The 15,829-nt window shown below is 69.8% G+C and carries 17 protein-coding genes; 7 read left to right on the top strand and 10 right to left on the bottom strand.

The window, feature by feature from the left end:
- Positions 1-137: 137 nt before the first annotated feature.
- Positions 138-998: a dienelactone hydrolase family protein gene (locus ACIBTM_RS28345; RefSeq protein ID WP_395880190.1), complete on the top strand. Its 861-nt coding sequence runs from the start codon at positions 138-140 to the stop codon at positions 996-998.
- Between the two features lie 35 nt (positions 999-1,033).
- On the opposite strand, the gene ACIBTM_RS28340 is transcribed toward ACIBTM_RS28345, so the two are convergent.
- Positions 1,034-3,319: an ATP-binding protein gene (locus ACIBTM_RS28340; protein ID WP_395880189.1), complete on the bottom strand. Its 2,286-nt coding sequence runs from the start codon at positions 3,317-3,319 to the stop codon at positions 1,034-1,036.
- A gap of 78 nt (positions 3,320-3,397) precedes the next feature.
- Here ACIBTM_RS28340 and ACIBTM_RS28335 point away from each other — a divergent pair, with 78 nt between their 5' ends.
- Positions 3,398-3,799 (top strand): hypothetical protein, encoded by a 402-nt coding sequence (locus tag ACIBTM_RS28335; RefSeq protein ID WP_395880188.1) that lies wholly within the window; start codon positions 3,398-3,400, stop codon positions 3,797-3,799.
- On the opposite strand, the gene ACIBTM_RS28330 is transcribed toward ACIBTM_RS28335, so the two are convergent.
- Positions 3,784-4,260 (bottom strand): cupin domain-containing protein, encoded by a 477-nt coding sequence (locus tag ACIBTM_RS28330; RefSeq protein WP_395880187.1) that lies wholly within the window; start codon positions 4,258-4,260, stop codon positions 3,784-3,786. The two genes, ACIBTM_RS28335 and ACIBTM_RS28330, sit on opposite strands and share 16 nt — an antisense overlap.
- Before the next feature lie 82 nt (positions 4,261-4,342).
- On the opposite strand from ACIBTM_RS28330, the gene ACIBTM_RS28325 reads away from it, so the two are divergent.
- Both ACIBTM_RS28325 and ACIBTM_RS28320 read left to right on the top strand, forming a co-directional pair.
- Positions 4,343-4,792, top strand: coding sequence for a MarR family winged helix-turn-helix transcriptional regulator (locus tag ACIBTM_RS28325; protein ID WP_395880186.1), 450 nt, complete (start codon positions 4,343-4,345; stop codon positions 4,790-4,792).
- A 46-nt stretch (positions 4,793-4,838) separates the two neighbouring features.
- On the top strand, positions 4,839-5,465 hold the full coding sequence (locus ACIBTM_RS28320) for a carbonic anhydrase (RefSeq protein ID WP_395880185.1): 627 nt from the start codon (positions 4,839-4,841) through the stop codon (positions 5,463-5,465).
- A 3-nt stretch (positions 5,466-5,468) separates the two neighbouring features.
- Here ACIBTM_RS28320 and chrA read toward each other — a convergent pair whose 3' ends face one another.
- From chrA to ACIBTM_RS28305, 3 genes are read right to left on the bottom strand one after another with little or no spacing between them, the layout of a single operon-like run.
- On the bottom strand, positions 5,469-6,653 hold the full coding sequence (gene chrA / locus ACIBTM_RS28315) for a chromate efflux transporter (RefSeq protein WP_395880184.1): 1,185 nt from the start codon (positions 6,651-6,653) through the stop codon (positions 5,469-5,471).
- Between the two features lie 26 nt (positions 6,654-6,679).
- Entirely contained in the window at positions 6,680-7,063 is a 384-nt protein-coding gene (locus ACIBTM_RS28310) for a VOC family protein (RefSeq protein WP_395880183.1), read from the bottom strand.
- Between the two features lie 29 nt (positions 7,064-7,092).
- Positions 7,093-7,845: an ArsR family transcriptional regulator gene (locus ACIBTM_RS28305; protein ID WP_395880182.1), complete on the bottom strand. Its 753-nt coding sequence runs from the start codon at positions 7,843-7,845 to the stop codon at positions 7,093-7,095.
- 99 nt (positions 7,846-7,944) lie between these two features.
- On the opposite strand from ACIBTM_RS28305, the gene ACIBTM_RS28300 reads away from it, so the two are divergent.
- Complete coding sequence (locus tag ACIBTM_RS28300; protein ID WP_395880181.1) at positions 7,945-8,166, top strand: three-helix bundle dimerization domain-containing protein; 222 nt, start codon at positions 7,945-7,947, stop codon at positions 8,164-8,166.
- On the opposite strand, the gene ACIBTM_RS28295 is transcribed toward ACIBTM_RS28300, so the two are convergent.
- Positions 8,151-8,498, bottom strand: coding sequence for a DUF6223 family protein (locus tag ACIBTM_RS28295; protein WP_395880180.1), 348 nt, complete (start codon positions 8,496-8,498; stop codon positions 8,151-8,153). The genes ACIBTM_RS28300 and ACIBTM_RS28295 overlap by 16 nt on opposite strands.
- Positions 8,499-8,691: 193 nt before the next feature.
- On the opposite strand from ACIBTM_RS28295, the gene ACIBTM_RS28290 reads away from it, so the two are divergent.
- On the top strand, positions 8,692-9,789 hold the full coding sequence (locus ACIBTM_RS28290; RefSeq protein ID WP_395880179.1) for a sensor histidine kinase: 1,098 nt from the start codon (positions 8,692-8,694) through the stop codon (positions 9,787-9,789).
- Positions 9,786-10,466 (top strand): response regulator, encoded by a 681-nt coding sequence (locus tag ACIBTM_RS28285; protein ID WP_395880178.1) that lies wholly within the window; start codon positions 9,786-9,788, stop codon positions 10,464-10,466. The genes ACIBTM_RS28290 and ACIBTM_RS28285 overlap by 4 nt, the downstream gene beginning before the upstream one ends.
- Here the strand turns inward: ACIBTM_RS28285 and ACIBTM_RS28280 are convergent.
- The 4 genes from ACIBTM_RS28280 to ACIBTM_RS28265 all read right to left on the bottom strand — a co-directional run bounded on the left by ACIBTM_RS28280 (position 10,449) and on the right by ACIBTM_RS28265 (position 15,691).
- Positions 10,449-10,811 carry a DUF5313 family protein gene (locus ACIBTM_RS28280; RefSeq protein ID WP_395880177.1) on the bottom strand — a complete coding sequence of 121 codons (363 nt, stop codon included), beginning with the start codon at positions 10,809-10,811 and terminating at the stop codon, positions 10,449-10,451. The genes ACIBTM_RS28285 and ACIBTM_RS28280 overlap by 18 nt on opposite strands.
- Positions 10,812-10,853: 42 nt before the next feature.
- Positions 10,854-11,951 (bottom strand): hypothetical protein, encoded by a 1,098-nt coding sequence (locus ACIBTM_RS28275; protein WP_395880176.1) that lies wholly within the window; start codon positions 11,949-11,951, stop codon positions 10,854-10,856.
- 117 nt (positions 11,952-12,068) lie between these two features.
- On the bottom strand, positions 12,069-13,802 hold the full coding sequence (locus ACIBTM_RS28270; RefSeq protein ID WP_395880175.1) for a cation:proton antiporter: 1,734 nt from the start codon (positions 13,800-13,802) through the stop codon (positions 12,069-12,071).
- Between the two features lie 257 nt (positions 13,803-14,059).
- Positions 14,060-15,691, bottom strand: coding sequence for a purine-cytosine permease family protein (locus ACIBTM_RS28265; protein WP_395880174.1), 1,632 nt, complete (start codon positions 15,689-15,691; stop codon positions 14,060-14,062).
- Positions 15,692-15,829: the final 138 nt, after the last annotated feature.

Genomic DNA, 15,829 nt, shown 5'->3' with positions numbered 1-15,829 from the left:
CTCAGCCGGTTCTAACCGTCCTCACGTGACAGTTTTTCGTTTCTCAGTAGTTTCCACGACGCGCGCCCGGCAGGGTCCCGGCTATATCTGGGAAACCGTTCCGGCCTCGGAGCGGTTCTTCCGAGAGGACAAGCGCGATGAAGCGTGGATCACGATGGGGCGCCGCGGTTCTCAGTGCGGTGACCGCACTGCTCGTGGCGGCGGTACCGGCGGCCGCCGAGGAGAATCCTTATGCCCGCGGCCCGGCTCCGACGAACGCCGGCATCGAGGCGGAACGGGGAACGTTCCAGATCGCGACTGAGAAAGTGCCCGCCGGACAGGGTTTCGGCGGCGGGACGATCCACTATCCGACCGAGACCGGCCAGGGCACCTTCGGCGCGATCGCGATCGCGCCCGGCTTCTTCGAAACGGAGAGCGCGATCGCCTGGTACGGCCCCCGGCTGGCCTCACAGGGATTCGTGGTCATCACGTTCTCGACCAAGAGTACCTGGGACACCCCGGACCTCCGGTCCGATCAGCTGCTCGCGGCACTGCGTTACGTGACGGACAAGAGCCAGGCCAAGAACCGCGTCGACCCGGGCAGGCTCGCCGTCATGGGGCATTCGATGGGTGGCGGCGGATCCTTGATCGCCGCACAGAAAGCACCGACGCTGAAGGCCGCCATCCCGCTGACGGGCTGGAATCCGAACACGACGTTCTCCGACCTGAAGGTCCCCACGTTCGTCGTCAGTGCCCAGAACGACTTCATCGCCCCGGACGGCTCGCATTCCCTGCCGTTCTACCAAAGCCTTCCCGAGTCGTTGGACAAGGCGTACCTGCTGCTGGCCGGCGCCGGGCACATGGCGCCGACGAAGCCGAACGTGACCATCGCGAAGTACAGCATTTCGTGGCTGAAACGCTTCGTCGACGAAGACACCAGGTACGACCAGTTCCTGTGCCCGCTTCCGGCGAACGATCCGAAGATCGCCGTGTACCGGGGAACCTGCCCGCTCGGCTGACACCGGCGGCACGCGAGCCGCTGTGACCTCCGGGGTCAGAGCGGCTCGCGGCCGGCGTCCCGCTGCCCGACCCAGACGGCCAGCTGGGTCCGGTTGACGAAGTCGAGCTTGTGCGAGATGTGCTGCAGATGCGTCTCCACCGTGCGCCGGGCGATGACCAGTCTCGCCGCGATGTCGCGATTGCTCAGCCCGGCCGCGACGAGCCGCGCGATCTCCGACTCGCGCGGGGTCAGCGGCGGGAGGTCGGCCGGTTCGCCGGCGGAAAGGGCTTCGGGACCGGCCAGGGCGTCATGCGGATTCCGCCGCCGCCCCTCGGCGAAAGCCAGATCGAACCTCTTGTCCCCCAAGGCATTCCGGGTGGCGTCGTGGAACGTCCGGTGGGTGGCGGTGACCGCCACGTCGGGCTCGGCGTTGCAGCGGTCCCAGAGCGTGGCGGCGGTCCCGAACAGTTCCGCCGCCCGGACCCACTCCTCGCGCCGTGCCGCCACCCAGGCGAGACCGTCCAGCCGGTAGGCCGCGGACATCATGTCCGACGTACGGAGGTCGATCTCCAGGGCGGAGCGGACGAACCGCTCACCGTCGTCGAGATCGCCGCCGAAGCAGACCTCGACGACTCCCAGCCCGTACAGCGCCATGGAGCGATACCGGTACTCCCCCGCCTCCTCGCATAGGCGGCGCATCGAGCCCAGCAGCTCCCGCGCGCCCGGCAGATCCCCTCGATAGGCCAGTGCGACCCCCTGGATGAACATCGGATGCATCTGGCGTCGTACGTCGCCTCGCTCACCGAAGAGCCGCACGGCCTCCGCCGCGCGGACCATGGTGTGCGGTTCCGCGGACAGCATCTTCACGAAAGCACGCCCATGAGCGATGTAGGGAGCGGCTTCGTCGTCCTCGATCGCCTCGGCGGCGGCCAACCGCTGCCGCGCGCCCGGCAGATCCGCGTGCAGCGCGGCACAAAGGGCCGCGACCGCCAGGCCACGGGCCCGCCCCCGGCTCTCCGGTGACATCGCTTCGAGCGCGCGATCGATCCAGTCGCGCAGTTCCCAGGCCGCGCCACGGGCGACCCAGTACTCGATCACGCCGATGGCCATCCCCAGCGCCACCGCGCCTTCACCGGGGGTGCGGAGCGACCACGACAGCGCCTCGCGGATGTCGGCGTGCGCCGCCGTCAGGCGCTCGTAAGCCTCGTCCTGCCCCGGCCCGAACCACGTGGCGGCGGCCTGGTCGATCAGCCGGGCGTAGTGGTCACGATGCTTCCTCGCCACGGCGGGCTCGTCACCGGAATCGGCGAGCCGTCGCCCGCCGTATTCGCGGAGCAGCCGGAGCATCCGGTAGTGGACCCTGTCCGTGCCGTCGACGCGGGCCAGCACCGATTTGTCGACCAAACCGTCCACCGCGTCGAGCACGGCCAGGGAATCCGGCCCGCCGTCTCCGGCGCAGACGTCCTCGACGGCGGACAGGTCGAACTGCCCGGCGAACACCGAACAGCGTGCCCAGACGATCTGCTCGGTCTCGGTGCACAGGGAGTGGCTCCACTCGATGGTGGCGCGCAGCGTCCGATGCCGCTCGACCGGTATCCGGAGGCCGGAGGCCAGCACCCCGGAGTTGCTCTCGACCCGGTCCACGATCTGCGACGGCGACAGGGCCCGGATCCTGGCCGCGGCGAGTTCGATCGCCAGCGGCAAGCCGTCGAGCCGTCGGCAGAGGCGGACGACGTCCGCGACGTTGCTCTCGGTGACCTCGAACGCGGGCAGCACATTGGCGGCACGCTCCGCGAACAGCCGCACCGCGCCGAACGTGAGCGCCTCTCGCGGTGTCTCGACCTCTTCGTCGGGCACGGCCAGGGGCGGGATCGCCAGCACGTGCTCACCGGCCAGCCCCAGCGAGCAGCGGCTGGTGGCCAAGACGACGAGGTCCTGGCAGTCACGCAGCAACGCCGTCACCAGGTCCGCGCTGCCGTCGAGGAGATGTTCGCAGTTGTCCAGCAGCAGCAACGACCGCCGCGGCCGCAGATACGCAACGACGGCCTCCAGGTCGGTGCGTCCCGCCGTGTCGTGCAGGCCCAGGCCGTCGGCGACCGTGCGCGCGACGAGACGCTCGTCCCGCAGCTCACCCAGTCCGGCGACCGCCACGCCGCCGGGGAAGGCCCGGGTGAGCGAACTGGCCACCTGGGCGGCCAGCCGTGTCTTGCCCACGCCACCCGCGCCGGTCAAGGTGACCAGACGGCCCACGCCGAGCAGCCGCCGCACCTCGTCCTCGTCGTCCGTACGGCTGACGTAGCTCGTCAGGGGCCGTGACCGGACCTCGCTGTCGTTCGTCATGATTCCCCATCGAAACATGGTCGCCGGACGGAGTGGGCTGTTCACACCACAGCCTTGGCTTCCCCGCATAATGCCCGAATGAGACGACGTGCGCGGGCTGTGGCGGTCACCGTGGTCATGGCGCTGGCCCTGCCCGTCTCGGCGTGCGCGTCCAGCGCGGAGAAATGCGAGGAGGCCTTCGCCGCGGCGGCGACGGCGGTCCCCGGCGTGATCTCGGCGACCTGGGACTGCGACAACGGCTTCGGCGGCGGATGGCAGCGGGGCGACGTGCGGATCGCGGCGGGCAACAAGGGCAAAGCGATCGCGGTGATGACAGCGGTCCTGCGCGCCTTCGCCGCTTCTCCCGATCTCGAAGACGGTTGGTCGACCCCGCAGCAGTACACGAACAACGACGGGACGATCGTCGTCGGGGCGAACGACCTCGGGTTCAACGGCGTGCCGAACGTCGGCGAAGTGCGCGAGCGCTACGGCGTCGGCTGAGCCGCGTCCCATTCGGGCGCGTCGACGAAGTGCACGTCATACCGTTCGTGCAGGCGCGCGACCTCTTCCGGTGCGACGTTTCCGCGCAGGATCTCGGGCAGGACCCGGAAATAGCCGAATCGGTCGACGCCGGGCGCCAGCGTGATGAGGACGTCCGCGGCGACCTCCGGCGGCGCGGCGAACGCGTGCCGGACACCCGGCGGGATCACCACGTAACCACCGCGCTCGACCGTGACCGTTTCGGCGCCCACCAGCATCCGCAGGGCCCCGTCGAGTACGTAGAACGCTTCCGCGGATTTCCGGTGATAGTGCGGTTTCGTGCCGGGTTCCCCTGGCCGTAGCGACAACCGGTTCGCGCCGAGCAGCCCACCCGTGTGCTCGCCGTCGGCCAGCAGCACCAACGCGGGCCGCTCGATGACCTCCGCGTCCTTCTCCTGCAACACCCAAGCTTCGTTCGCCATCGCGTTCCCCCCCATCTAGTTGAAGGCTTCAACCAAAGCTAGCCCGAAGTGGTTGAAGGCGTCAACTGTTACTGTGTGCGCCGTGACCGACTGGCTCGACCCGGAACAGCAGCGCGACTGGCGGGCGTTCATCGAAGGATCCGTGCGTTTCGTGGATCTGCTCGACCGGCGGTTACGCGAGGAGCACGGGCTTTCCCTGGCGGAGTTCGAACTCCTGGTGCGGCTGTCCGAAGCGACCTGCCGGTCGATGCGCATGGCGGACCTCGCGAAATCCGCGTACTACTCGCGCAGCCGCCTTTCGCACCGCATCAACGGGCTGGAGACGCGTGGCCTGGTCCAGCGGGAGTCGACCGCCGACGACGGCCGCGGTGTGCGGGCCCGGCTCACCGATCAGGGGTACGAGACCTTGCGCCGCGCGGCGCCGGACAATCTCCGCACCGTCCGCGATCACTTCGTGGACGTGATCGCGCCGGAAGACCTCCGGGCCGTCGGCCGCGCGATGCGTGCCGTCGCCGGACGACTCGATCAGTGACGCGGCCCACCTGCCCGAACCCCCGGCACCCGGTAATGTCCGGCCCATGAGCGACGCGCCGACCCCTTCCGAGGCCTTCGACCTTCTGCTCGCCGGCAACCGGCGTTTCGTGGCCGGTACCCCGGAACACCCGAACCAGGACGCCGTCCGCCGCACCGAAACCGCCCCCGAACAGAACCCCTTCGCGGTCCTCTTCGGCTGTTCCGACTCGCGGCTGGCCGCCGAGATCATCTTCGACCGCGGGCTCGGCGACCTGTTCGTCGTCCGCACCGCGGGCCATGTCGCCGGTTCGGAAGTGCTGGGCAGTATCGAGTACGCCGTCAGCATTCTCGACTGCCCCTTGGTCGTCGTCCTCGGCCACGACTCCTGCGGCGCCGTCGCCGCGACCCGCGAGGCGCTGACCGACGGGCTCGGCACAAACGGCTTCGTCCGCGACGTCATCGAGCGCGTCACCCCGAGCGTCCTCGCGGCCCGCGCCGCCGGGCTCACCAGCAACGACGACATCATCGACGAGCACATCCGCCACACCGTCGACCTCCTGGTCGACCGCTCCCGGCTGCTCTCCGAGAAGATCGACGCCGGGAAGACCGCCGTGGTCGGGCTGTCCTACCACCTGGCCGACGGCGTCGCGCGGGTCGTCACCACCCGCGGTGTGGAAGTGCGACAGGCCTGAAGCTCAGCTCGGCAGGAACGCTCCGGCGAGCGCGAGCACGGTTCCGGCACCGGCCGCGGCGAGGATCGTGGTCACCACTCCGCGCCGCAGCACGAACAGCAGGACCCCGGCACCGGCGAGCACGGCGTACTGCCAGCCCTGGGTCAGGCTGAGCGCGAGCGGGATCGCCGAGCCGAGGATGGCGCCGACCGCGGCCGGACCGGCGCCGTCGAGGAACGCCCGCACGTTCGGGTTGCCACGCAGCCGGTCGAAATGCTTGGCACCGAACAGGATGAACAGGAACGACGGGGTGAAGGCGACCAGGGAGGCCAGGATTCCGCCGGTGAGCCCGGCCGCGGCGTAGCCGACGACCGCGACGGTCTGCACCACCGGCCCAGGGGTGACCTGGCCGAGCGCGACCGCGTTGAGGAACTCCCCCGCGCTCATCCAGTGGTAGGTGTTCACCGCGTCGTCCTGCATGAGCGGGATGATCACGAAACCGCCACCGTAGGACAGCATCCCGACCTTGAGCGCCACCCACGCGACCGACGCGAACACGCCGGCGCCCGCGGCCGCGGCGGCCCAGGATTGAACGGGAACGGCGAACAACGCGGAACTGGACTCACCGCGGCGCGCGCGGTTGACGGCCAGTTCGACCACGCCGCAGCCCAGCAGGACGAGCACCAGCCACGGACCGAGCACGGCGGCCGACACGACACCCGCCAGCACGTACAGGGCCCAGCGCACGCGGCCCGTGGTGGCCGCGCGCCGCCAGCCCGCCGGGATCAGGCCGACCCCCGCGTGCACCGCGACGGCGGCGACCGCCGCACCCGCGCCCGCACCGGCTCCACGGACCCAGGCAGGCGGGGAACCCGTGAGGAACAGCGCGGCCAGCGCCAGGATCACGATGAGGCCGGGCACGATGAACGCCGCGCCCCCGATCAGCGCCCCCGCGCGGCCGCGTACCCGCCACGCGGTGAAGATCGCGAGCTGCGTCGACGCCGGGCCGGGCAGCAGGTTGCAGGCGGCGATCGCGTCCTCGAACTCCTGATCCGACAGCCACTTCCGGCGCTGCACGCACAACTTGCGGAACAGGGCGATATGGGTGGGCGGCCCGCCGAACCCGATGCAGCCGATCCGGCCCCATTCCCGCAGGACGGTCGCCAGGCTCGGCGCGGCGACAGCGTCCTCTGTGGACTTTCCCGGCATCGAGGGCTCCGGCTCGTGGTGCGGCGTCAACGGACCGCGGGCTGGAACAGTTCGACCGGGTTGCCCGCGGGGTCGTCGAACACGATCTGGCGGCCACCCGGCCCGGTCACGACGTCACTGCGGAACGGGACACCGTCCGCGCGCAGCCTGGCGACTTCGGCGTCGATGTCGTCGACGACGAGATGGATGCGGTTCCAGCCACCGGGTGCCGGTTTCGTGCCGTCCGGCATCGGACGGCCCGCCGAACTCGCCGGCCCGCTGAGAAGCAGCCGGAGATTCCCGCGCACCACGTCGGCGAACGCGGGCAACACGCTCGATCGCACGGCGAAACCCAGGTGCCCGGTATAGAACTCGACGGCGGCCGCGACGTCGTCGACCAGGTAACGCACACTCACCAAGTCCGAAGTCATGTCCTGTTTCACCTCATCGTTGCGGTACTTCACGGTGCGGGCACCCCGAACCGGGCGATCAGGAACCCGATCCGGCGGTCCAGCTCGGCGGCGAGACGACGGAACGCCGGATAGGTCTCGCCCGCCTCGTCGGTTTCCTTGGCCGGGTCCGGCAGGCTCCAATGGACGACGCGCGGATGGCCGGGGAACTCCGGGCAGACCTCGCGGACCCGGTCACAAAGGCTGATCACCCAATGGAATCGCCTGCGCCGGTGATCGTCCACATGGGAGGGTTCGTGGCTCAGGGCGATGCCGCGCTCGGCGAGAACGCGCACGGCATCGGGATGCAACGGTTTCGGATGGCTGCCCGCGCTGGACACCTCGATCCTCGAACCGGCCCGGTGCCGCAGCAGCGCCTCGGCCATCGGCGATCGCCCGCTGTTCCCGGTGCACACGAACAGCACCTTGAGCCGGGGCTCGGCCCGCTTCACGTCCACCCCGATCGGCGCCAAGGCGGGATGCAGCGAACTTCCCGCCTCGGCGAGCGCGTCCGCGCACTGTCCCAGATCGAGGTGATAGTAGGTGTCACGACCGTCGAAACTGCTCCTCCGCGCCGTGACCAGCTCCGCGGCCCGCAGCTTGCGCAGGTGATAGGACACCAGGTTCTGCGGCTGGCCGACCAGGTCGACCAGCTCCCGCACCCGGCGGTCGCCATGCGACAACTCGCGCAGCAATCGCCAGCGCAGCGGATCGCTCGCCAGCCGCACGAACGGCGGCGGATCGGCCGTCTCGAAGGTCGCCACGGCCCGAAGATACATCAATACAGGTTGATATATCTAGACCTCGGTGCCCGGAGACCGTTATCGTCGCGGGGTGCCGTCTCCCGAGAACGTGGAGTTGTCATGACCGCAGACCCGCCGCACCTGCCGCCCAGCGACGAAAACCTCGAGAAACTGGTCGATACGCTGACCGAGCGCTTCCCCGCCGGCCGCGAGGAGGTCGGAGCGATCGTCCACCGGAACTTCACCGAACTCAGCTCCCACGCCCCGGTGGACGCCTACCTGCTCCAACTGACCGAAGGAAAGGCCGCGGACGAACTTCGGCATCGCTACCCGGCGCGATAGGAAGCGCGGCGGGAACGCGAAAGAGCCAGCCCGCCCAGCGCCGCGGCGATCAGCCCGACCACCAAGGCGACGAAGCCACCGACGATTCCGTAGCCCGTGCCGGGACCGCCCTTGGCCGCGGCCACCACGAAAACGCCGCCCGCCATGCCGAGCAGCCCCGCCGTCAGTGCCACGACGGCTCCTCGCCGGGTGTCGCCGGAACGGCTCCGAGCGACGGCCAGTCCTCCGACGACCACCCCGATCACCCCCACCAGCGCGGCGATCAGGGACCAAAGGCGCCCGGGAGTCAGGTAGGCGGCGGCCATCGGCTCAGCCAGCAAGTGGACGGTCATGGGGTGCTCCTTCTCTCGACGACTGATGTCCGCCGATGGTGTCCGTCCGGCCCACCCCACGTCGTCCGGTGAACGCAGGCATTCCGGACTGCCGCGGAGGTCGTGGAAACCCCGGGACTACCGCGTACGTGGTAGTCGACGGATCGTCCGTGCGGAGGAGTCGCACGAGTGGACGGCTGGTTAGGGTGCTCGCATGAACAGGGTCTGGGACTGGGCGATCGCCGTCGGGGTGACGGTGGTCCTCCTGGTCACGGCACTGTCCGATGAGGACACCACGACGAGCCCGTCGGGCTACGTGGCGCTGGTCGCCGGTGGCCTGGCGCTCGTCGCGCACCGCCGGGCGCCTCTCACGGTCCTGGCCGTGACCGCGGTATGCGCGCTGGGCTACCAGGCCGTGGGTTTCACCGTGCCTGCCGTCGCCTATCTGGTCGCGGTGTACGCCGCGGTCCGCGCCGGACACCGGATCGGCGCGGTCGCGGGATCGGTGCTCATGATCGTCGCGCTCCCGCTCGTGCTCCTCGCCTCCGCCAACGCCTCGTCCGTCAGCGAGGTTCTCGCACAGAGCCGCGACGCTCTCCAGCTGGCCTGGCTGATCGCCGCCGGCGCGGCGGGCGAAGCGCTGCGGCAGGCCGAACGGCGGGCCGACGAGGCCGAGCGCACCCGCGAGGAGACCGCGCGGCGCCGGGCCGACGAGGAGCGGCTGCATATCGCGCGGGAACTGCACGATTCGCTCACCCACCAGATCTCCGTCATCAAGGTGCAGGCCGAGGTCGCCGTCCACCTGGCCACCAAACGGGGCGAGGCGGTACCGGAATCGTTGCTGGCGATCCGCGAGGCCGGTCGTGAGGCGACCAGGGAGCTGCGAGCGACCCTGGAAGCCCTGCGCGACGACGAAACGAATCCGCCGCACGGACTCGACCGGATCCCCGACCTGGTGGAACGGGCACAGGCGGCCGGGCTGGACGCGACGCTCACCATCGACGGGCGACGGCACGACCTGCCCGTGGCAGTGGACCGCACCGCGTACCGGATCGTGCAGGAATCCCTGACCAACATCGCCCGGCACGCCGCGGCCACGACCGCGTCGGTGCGGATCGACCACCGTCCCGGTGCCCTGGCGATCCAGGTCGACGACGACGGCAAGGCCACCCCGGGCACCGCCCCGATCCCCGGTGTCGGGCTGCTGGGGATGCGCGAACGGGTCACCGCGCTCGGCGGCCGTCTCGACGCCGGGCCACGCGACGCGGGCGGCTTCTCCGTCCGGGCCGAACTTCCCGTGGAGCGACCATGATTCGCGTCCTGCTGGTCGACGACCAGCCCCTCCTCCGCAGCGGATTCCGCGCGCTGCTCGATGTCGAGGACGACATCGAGGTCGTGGCCGAAGCCGCCGACGGGGGCGAAGGCGTTGCGCTCGCCAGAAAACACCTGCCGGATATCGCGCTCATCGACATCCAGATGCCCGGGGTCGACGGAATCGAGGCGACCCGGCGCATCGCCGCCGACCCGGCGCTGTCCGGCGTGCACGTCGTCATCCTGACCAACTACGGCTTGGACGAGTACGTCTTCAACGCGCTGCGCGCGGGCGCGGCGGGATTCCTGGTCAAGGACATCGAACCCGAGGACTTCCTGCACGCCGTACGCGTCGCCGCGCGCGGCGACGCCCTGCTCGCGCCTTCGATCACCCGCAAGCTGATCGACCGGTACGTCACCGTCCCGCTCGGCGGCGGCAGCGGTACCGGGCTGAAGGAACTGACTAACCGCGAACGCGAAGCCGTGGCCCTGGTCGCGCGGGGCCTGTCCAACGACGAGATCGCCGACCACATGGTGATCAGCCCGCTGACCGCGAAGACCCACATCAACCGCGCCATGACCAAACTCCACGCCCGCGACCGCGCGCAACTCGTCGTACTCGCCTACGAATCCGGTCTGGTCACACCGGGGCACGGGCCGTCAGGGCCAGCGGCCTGAGCCTCCCCGGGCGGCCCTGACCGCTTTTCCGGTGCCACGCGGGAAGCCGTGTTTGCCGAGCCGGACCTCGGCCAGCTCGTCCGCGCTGGTCATCGTGAAGAACAACCCCAGGAACAGGCTCAGCATCAACGCGCCCAGCACCGCCGGCACGGGCAACGGGGTGAGCGTCACCAGGAGCACGAACGCGATCGCGAGCCACGGCAACGCCTCGAAACAGATCCGGCAGGCGAACCGCAGCAGCCACGTGCGCGAAGTCGCGTCGTGCAGAACCCATTCCCGGTATCGCTCCGGCAGCCTGCGTCCGTAGACGTACTGCACCCACCGGATCGGCCCCGGCCTGTCCATGGCGCATCACCTCCCGGGCCGCCACGAAGGCGAAAGGTGCGGTCAGATCGCGAAGCGAAGGACCGCGCCGACGCCCTCTGTCAGCCCCTCACCGCTGACGGGGACGATGTCCGCGCCTTCGGCCAGCACGGCCACCGGAAGCGCCTCGTCCGCGCGACATTCGGTCAGTGTCTCCGCCCCGGAGAGTTCGAGATCCTCCTTCGCGGCCGCGACCTGGGTCGGTTCGCCGGAGACCCAGACCAGGCGATCGGCCAAGGACTCGGCATCGATCAGCAACGTCTCGACAGCACCCGAACGCAGGGCCGCCGTCGTCCGCGCGAGCCCGTCCGCCGCCAGGCCGCCCTCGCGACCCTGTTCGGCGCGGAAGCGGTCGATCACGTCCTGGCGACCGCGTTCGGCGTGCCCGGCCAGCACCCGGCGCACCTCGGCTTCGAGCGCCTGCGGGCCGCTCCCGTCCGCCCGGCCGCCTTCCTCCAGCTCGACGACCTTCTCCTTACCGCGCGGGGCGAGCTCGTCACGCACCTGCGCTCGTGCCTGTACCTCCCCCGCGAGCACCAGTACTTCGGCGCCGACCAGGTCGGCGAGCCTCACCGTCTCCTGCGCGACCTCCGCGGCGTTGCGTTCGGCCACGGCCTCCACCCGATGCTGGATGTTCCAGTAGGCCGAGCCACCGCCGCGCACCTTGTGCACCGGATGGTCCTCGCCATGGACGGTCCGCCGTTCGGCGCCGTCCTGGCCCGCCGCGAACAGATCGGCCCCCGTCCGGTCCGCGACCACGACCACGTGCGGCACAACGGCCGGAGTGAGCCGCAGGAGCGGGAGCAGGTACGGCTGCGGCGCGACGCGGGCGATCTCACGGAGCGGCGGCTCCACGAGTTCTTCGTCGAGTACGACCTCGTTCCCCTCCGCGACCAGGGCTCGGCCCGCCTTGCCCTCCGAAGGCGGGGCGGCGGCCACCGCCGCGTCGAGAGCGGTGAGCGTCCGCTCCTCCGCGCCCTCGTCGGCCAAGCGTTTGCGGAGCGACCGCCAGCGCAGATCCAGCACCGCGGCGGCGTCCTCGGTGTCGTGCGAGTTGTCGAAGTAGACCGACGCGAACGGTCCTTCACGGACGGTGACGTCCCGGAGCGTTGAGCTTTGCACGATGTCTCCTGCCTCGTCGGTTCCGCGTTCGATCTTCGGGTACCCGGGAGAAGGCAGGTGAATCACGCTTTGCCCAGGAAGGCGGCGGCGACTCCACCCGGACGGCCGACGTGCCCGTCAGGAGACCGGTCTGTCCGCCAGCTGTTCGAGCCGGGCCATCTCCACGTCGAGGGCGGTCTGGGCCCGGCCCAGCGCCTCCGAGCTGTACTCGCCGCTCGACCGGGCGTGCTGGAGGCGTTCGGACTGTTCGGTCAGGACCCGCAGGCGCAGCCGCAGATACTGCTCGATCTGTTCCGGAGCCGGGCGGTCGCCCGGCTCTTCGGGCGGGACGCGCACGTCCGAGCGCACCCGGTCCACGACCCGGGCGCCGAAGGGTCCGTTGCCCGGATCCTCCAGGGCGGGATCGTCCAGAAGGGACTTCGCCGCGTCGGCCAGCTCGGTCGCGAGCCGGACGTACTCGCGCCGCGACCGGCCCGGGTCCTCCGACGGCACACGCGCCGCGCGGATGACCGCCGGCAGCGTCATTCCCTGGACCAGCAGCGTCGTGGTCGCCACCACGTAGGCGATCAGGACCAGCAGCCCTCGGTCCGGTGTGTCCTGTGGAAGGGTCTGCGCCGCCGCGAGGGTGATCGCGCCGCGCATCCCCGCCCAGCCGAGCACCACACCACCGCGCCAGCCCAATGTCTCGGTGAGCCGGAACTCGACGTCGGCGGCGGCACGATCGAGCCGTTTCCGGAAATGCGCCACCCGCCTCGGTGACGCTTTGCCCAGCCGTTCGGTGACGACGGGATTCGACTCGTCGCCCCGCAGCACCGCCTGTGTCGTTTCCAACCGGGGTTTGAACCGCGCGGCCTTACGCTGCTCGCGGTACAGGCCGCCGACCAAGGGCCCGACGAAGACGATGCGCGCGACGATGACGAGCGCCGACGCGGCCAGGCCGATGACGAGCGCGCGCCACACACTCGAACCGTCCTTGTGCACCTCGTCGATCAGGGTCTTGACGCTCAGTCCCATGAGCAGGAACATCGCGCTCTCCAGCAGGAAAGCCGCGGTGCGCCAGTTGACCGTCTCGGCGAGACGGTCCGTCGCGCGCAGGTGCCGCGGGGCGAGGTGGCCGGTCACCAGACCGGCGACGACGACCGCGAGCACGCCCGAGGCTCCGGCCTCTTCGGCGGGCAGGAAGGCGATGAACGGGACCACGAAGGAGATCGCGGTGTTGAGCACGGCGTTGCCCAGCAGCGCACGCACCCGGACGTTGACGATCCCGACGAGGAGTCCGATCCCGACCGCCACGACGACCGCGTAGACGAACTCCCCCACGATGCCCCAGACGCTCACCGACCCCGCGACCGCGGCGACGGCCGACCGCAGCAGCACGAGCGCGGAGGCGTCGTTGACGAGCCCTTCGCCTTCGAGCACGGTCAGCAGCCGGGGCGGCAGGCCGAGCCGCCGTCCGACGGACGTCGCGGCGACGGCGTCGGTGGGGCTGATGACCGCGCCGAGCGCGAACGCGGCGGGCCAGCCGATATCCGGCACCAGCCAATGGAACAGCCAGCCCGCGCCCAGGGTCGTCCCCACCACGAGCAGGACCGCGAGACCGGTGATCGGCCGGATGTTCCGCCGGAAGTCGACCACCGGCATGTTCACCGCCGCCGAGTACAGCAGCGGCGGGAGCACCCCGGCGAGGATCAGCTCGGGTTCGATCTCCGGATGCGGGACGCCCGGCAGGAAACTCAGGCCGATACCGGCCAGCACGAGGCTCAGCGGAGCGGCCACGTTGAGCCGCTCGGAGAACGCGGCCACCACGACGATGCTGACGACACCGAGTACGACGACGAGAGTCAGGTTCACTGGATTTCGTGTCCTCTCGCCGGTCAGGTGGCCTGCCGTGTCCATTGGTGACACGACGGCACCGGACCCGCAAGTCGGAGCCGGTCGGCGCAGCTCCGCCAGGACGCGGTCCAGGGTCCGTGAAGGCCTCCTTGACGGACTCTGGGTCCCTCAAGGAGGCCTTCACACCTTCCCCAGTACATGAAGGCCCCCATCCTTGCGCCTAAGTACAGGAAGGGGGCCTTCATGTACCTCAGCGACGAGGAACGAGCCTTCGATCACGGACGGGCGGGAAGGATGTGGCGTCCTTCGCGGTCCGTGCTCAGGCACAACGAGCAGATCGTCCCGCCGGTCGCGGACGCGGCCACGTCGGGGCGCTCGTAGGCCTCTCCGCAGACCTCGCAGTCGTAGTGCGTGCCGCTCGGATTGCCGTCTTCGTCCAGTATCGGCTCGGCGAGGCCGTCATCGGTGCGGCGCAGGTAGAAGCGCCCCCGGGTGAGCACCGCCATCAGCGGGGTCAGCACGACCGCGACCACCACCGCGACCAGCGGGGAATACGGCCGGGGGCCGGCCCCGAAGAGTCCGAAGTAGACGGAGATGGAGAGGAGCGAGGAACCCAGGAACGCGACGACACCGACCGGGTTGACCGCGAACAGCATGCCGCGCCGGAACTCCGGCTGTTTCGGCGAGAGTCCGAGCACGAACTTGTTGATCGCGATGTCGGTGGCGACGGTGACCACCCACGCCATCGCGCAGTTCGAGTAGAAGCTCAAGATGCCGTTGAGGAAGCTGAACATGTCCGCTTCCATCAGGATCAGCGCGATGGCCAGGTTCACCAGCACGAACACGAGCCTGCCCGGATAGCGTTTCGTGATCCGGGTGAAGGAGTTCGTCCACGCCAGCGACCCGGAATAGGCGTTGGTGACGTTGATCTTGACCTGGCTGAGCACCACCAGGACCAGCGCCAGCGGTACCACCAGCCACGGCGGCATGACTTCGGTGAACACCCCGGTGAACTGCTCGATCGGCTCGACGGCCGCCGCTTTGCCCACCGCGTCGAGGATGTAGACCGCTATGAACACGCCGAGCGCCTGCTTGATCGCGCCGAAGAACACCCATCCCGGCCCGGCCAGCACCATCGAGGTCCACCAGGCGCGCCGGTTCTCCGCCGTGCGCGGCGGCATGAAACGCAGGTAGTCGACCTGCTCACCGATCTGCCCCATGAGCGAAAGACACACTCCGGCACCGAGCATGATCGCGGCCGTGCTCAGCCCGGTACCGCCCTCGCCTTCGTAGGACAGCCACCGCTGGACCGAACCGGGATCCTTCACGACGAGGAACACCAGCGGGGCCACCATCAGCAGCAGCCACAGCGGATTGGTCCAGCTCTGCAGTTTCGCCAGTACCTTCATGCCGTAGACGACCAGCGGGATGATGACCAAGGTGGACACCAGATAGCCGAGCCACAACGGCAGCGATATCGCGTACTTCAGGCCCTGCGCCATGATCGAGCCTTCGAGCGCGAAGAAGATGAAGGTGAAACTGGCGAAGATGACGCTGGTGAGCACCGAACCGTAGTAGCCGAAACCGGAACCGCGGGTGATCAGGTCGAGGTCGATGTTGTACCGGGCGGCGTAGTAGGCCAGCGGGAACCCGGTCACGAAGATGATCACCGCCGCCAGTGCGATCGCCAGCAGCGCGTTGCCCGTGCCGTGGGTCAGGCCGATACCGGCGCCGATCGAGAAGTCCGCCATGTAGGCGATCCCGCCCAACGCGGAAGCGCCGACCACCGCCGGTGTCCAGCGACGGTAGGTCCTCGGCGCGAATCGGAGGGTGTAGTCCTCGAGTGTTTCCTTCGTCGCGCCGAGGCCGGCGGGCGCGGCACGGGTCTCCGATTCTTCGATGGTCATGACCGAGGTCTCCTCCAGAGCGCCGGGGACGGAAGCCAGAAGCTACGAACGCCTCGTTTCCGCCCGCCCGCCCGGTCGTGACGGCCGGGTTTCCGTGTGTTGCCGAATTTCGGCGCGGCCGTTAACAGAGCCCGGCTT

Origin of the sequence: Amycolatopsis sp. NPDC049868 (assembly GCF_044461365.1) — a bacterium.
Taxonomy (GTDB): Bacteria; Actinomycetota; Actinomycetes; order Mycobacteriales; family Pseudonocardiaceae; genus Amycolatopsis.
The sequence above is the reverse complement of the archived record's forward strand: the minus strand, read 5'-3'. Positions and strand labels throughout refer to the sequence as shown.